We start from the raw sequence: 3,474 nt of genomic DNA, 5'->3' as shown, positions 1-3,474 counted from the left end.
CGGCCCCGCGCGGGGCCGGCGGGGGGGGCCGTCGGCTGACCGGCCGGTCAGCGGAGCCGGCGGCGGCGCGGGCCGTGGCATGCTCGGTGCCGTGACCGCACGCGCCGCCAGCACCGTCCTCGTGGGCCGCCAGCAGGAGCTCGCGGCCCTGCGCGACGCCCTCGGCCGGGCCCGCGCCGGGGAACCGACCACCGTCCTGGTCGGCGGCGAGGCCGGAGTCGGCAAGACCCGGCTGCTGGAGGAGTTCGGCCGGTCGGCCACCGAGGGCGGCGCGCGGCTGCTGGTCGGCCAGTGCCTCGAACTCGGCGAGGCCGGCCTCCCCTTCGCGCCGTTCGCCGCCGCGCTGCGGGCCGTGCTGCGCCGCGACGGTCCCGGCGTCTTCGACGGGTACGAGGCCGAGTTCGCCCGCCTCCTGCCCGAGCTGGCCCGGGGGCCGGCCGGCATCGCCGCGCCCGCCGTCGCGCTCGTCCCGGACGCCCCGCGCGGCTACCTGTTCGACCTGGTCGCCGAGCTGTTCGAGCGGCTCGCCGCCGGGCAGCCCCTGGTGCTGGTGATCGAGGACCTGCACTGGGCCGACCGGTCCACCCGCGACCTGATCGCCTTCCTGGTGCGCGCCGCCCGCACCGCCCGGCTGCTGCTGGTCTGCACCTACCGCACCGACGAGCTGCACCGCGGGCACCCGCTGCGGCCCTTCCTCGCCGAGCTGGACCGGGCCCGCGGCGTCGAGCGGGTCGAGCTGGGCCGCCTCGACCGGGACGGCACCGGGGCGATCCTGACGGACCTGCTCGGCGCCGAACCGCTCGCCCGCGCGGTCGACGACATCCACCAGCGCACCCAGGGCAACCCGTTCTTCATCGAGGAACTGGCCGCGGCCGGCGACCCGATGGGCTGCGCCACGCTGCCGGAGACGCTGCGCGACCTGCTGCTGGCCCGGGTGGACCGGCTGCCCGACGCCGCCCAGCGGGTGCTGCGGATGGCCGCCGCCGGCGGCACCCGGTTCGCCCACCAGCTGCTCGCCGAGGTCGCCGGGCTGCCCGAGCCGGAGCTGGAGGACGCGCTGCGCGCCGCCGTCGCCGCCCAGCTCGTGGTGGCCGACCCGGAGGGCGACTACGAGTTCCGGCACGCGCTGGTCCGCGAGGCCGTCCACGACGAGCTGCTGCCCGGCGAGCACGCCCGGCTGCACGCCCGCTGGGCGGCGGCCATCGAGGCCCAGCCGCACCTGGTCGCCGCCGGCCGTGCCCCGGCCGAGACCGCCCACCACTGGTACGCCGCCCACGACCACCCCCGGGCCCTGGTGACCGCCCGCACGGCGGCGCGCGCCGCCGCCGACCGGTACGCGTACGCGGAGCAGAGCCGGCTGCTGGAACGGGTGCTGGAGCTGTGGGAGCTGGTGCCCGACGCGGCCGAGCGGCTCGACATGGACCACCTCGCGGTGCTGGAGGAGACGATTGCGGCCGCCACCACCGCCGGCGACTACCAGCGCGCGCTCACCCTCACCCGGGCCGCCCTGGCCGACGTGGACGTCGGGGCGGAGCCGCTGCGCGCGGCGCGGCTGCTGGACCGGCGCGGCCGGATGCTGGCCATGCTCGGCAAGAGCGACGGGGCGGCCGAGCTGCGGGAGGCGTACCGGCTGGCCAGCGGTGGGCCGGACGGGCCGGAACGGGTCCGGCTGCTCGCCGACGTCGCCGCGCAGCTGTTCCGGCTGGACCCGGAGCAGGTCGGGACGCTCGCGGCCGAGGCGGCGGAGGCGGTCGAGGCGCTCGGCGACGACCTGGAGCTGCTGCCGACCCGCATCACCCTCCTGTGCCGCACCGAGGCGTCGCCCGAGCGCCGCCTGGCCGGGCTGCGCCTGGCCGAGGAGCGGGCCCGCGCCGCCGGCTCCGCGCCGGCGCTGGTGGGCGCGCTGGTCCACCTCTCCGACGTGCTGTTCGAGCTGGGCCGGTACGCCGAGTCCGCCGATGCGGCAGCCGCCGGGGCGGCCGAGGCGCGCCGGGTCGGCGTCAGCCGCTCCACCGGCGCGTACCTGCTGTCGAACCAGGCCGAGGCGCTGATCGCCCTGGGTCGCTGGGACGAGGCCGACGCCGCCTGCGCGGAGGCGGCCCGGATCGACCTGCCGGGCGTGTCCGGCCTGCACTGGCTGCAGCTCCGTGCCGGGCTCCGGCTGGCCCGGGCCCATCCCGCCGCCGAGGAACTGGTGGACCGGGCACTGGCCTTCCTGGCCCGGCCCTACCTGTGGCCGAACCACCGGCTGCCGCTGCGGGAGCTGCGGATCGAGGCGGCGCTGGCGGCCGACGACCCGGCCGGGGCGGTACGCGCGGCCCACGCCGCGCTGGCCGACGAGCGGCTGCCGCAGCTGCCCCGGGAGGGCTGGCCGGTGCTCAGCGCCGTCGCCCGGACCGCCGCGCGGAGCGGGGACGCCGAACTGGCCGGCGCGGTGTCCGCCCACGCCGCAGCCCTGCCGGCCCGCCATCCGGCCGAGCGGGCGCACGCCGCCCAGGTGGCGGCCCTCCTGGCCGCCAGCGGCGAGGAGCTTCCGGCGTGGCGTACGGCGGTCGTGGCGTGGCGGGCCGACGGGCAGCCGTACCCCCTCGCCCGGGCGCTGCTGTCGCTCGCCGAGGCGGCGGCAGCGGTGGGGGAGCGGGACGAGGTGGCGGCGGCGGTCGCCGAGGCCGCCGCGCTCGCCGACGGGTTGGGCGCGGCGCCGCTCGCGGAGCAGGCCGCCACCCTGGCCCGGCGGGTCGGCCTGCGCGGGGCGAGGCGGGGGCGTCCCGGCGCGGACCTGCTCACCCTGCGCGAGCGGGAGGTGCTGCGGCTGGTCGCCGAGGGCCAGAGCAACAGCCGGATCGCCGAGCGGCTCTTCATCTCGCCGAAGACGGCCAGCGTGCACGTCTCGCGGATCATCGCCAAGCTCGACGTGAGCAACCGCGTGGAGGCCGCCGCGCTGGCGCACCGCCTCGGCCTGCTCGGCGAGCCCACCGCACCGCGCTGACGGACCCCCGGCCGGCGGTCCGCCGGCTGCGGAGCGCGACGGCCCCGGCCACGCGCGACAAGGTCGGGGGTGGAGGTGCAGACCTTCGGGCGGTGCGTGCGACCGGGGCGAGGGCGCGGGTCAGGGGCGGGGCAGGTAGATCCGCCAGCCGGGGACGGTGACCAGGTCGAGCGCGGCCGGATCGGTACGCCGGCGCTCGTCCAGGCGGGCGGCCAGCGGCGAGCCGGCCGGCGCGACCCAGGCCGGCGCGGCCGACCGCAGCACCGCCCGGCGGTACGGCAGGTACCGGTCGTGCCCCGGGCGCAGGTCGTCGTCGACGACCGCGCAGAGCACGTCCTCGCGGGTGGCGAAGATGAGCCGGTTGCAGGTCCAGTAGCCGCCGTGCACGTGCCGGACGCCCCGCTCGCGCAGCGCGGCGACCAGTCCGGCGTGCCGGGCCTCGGCGGCGCGGGCGGCCGGCGCGGCGCCGACCGCGCCGGCGGTGG

The 3,474-nt window shown here is 79.4% G+C and carries 1 protein-coding gene and 1 pseudogene; one reads left to right on the top strand and one right to left on the bottom strand.

Annotated elements, in window-relative coordinates; translation table 11 throughout:
• Positions 1-91: 91 nt before the first annotated feature.
• Positions 92-2,989: an AAA family ATPase gene (locus AB0G08_RS30085; protein WP_358094335.1), complete on the top strand. Its 2,898-nt coding sequence runs from the start codon at positions 92-94 to the stop codon at positions 2,987-2,989.
• A gap of 120 nt (positions 2,990-3,109) precedes the next feature.
• Here the strand turns inward: AB0G08_RS30085 and AB0G08_RS30080 are convergent.
• Positions 3,110-3,474 (bottom strand): annotated as a pseudogene (locus tag AB0G08_RS30080) (hypothetical protein); the annotation flags it as partial.

Source organism: Micromonospora sp. NPDC023644 (assembly GCF_040640115.1).
Taxonomy (GTDB): Bacteria; Actinomycetota; Actinomycetes; order Mycobacteriales; family Micromonosporaceae; genus Micromonospora.
This window is presented reverse-complemented; position numbering and strand designations above follow the sequence as displayed.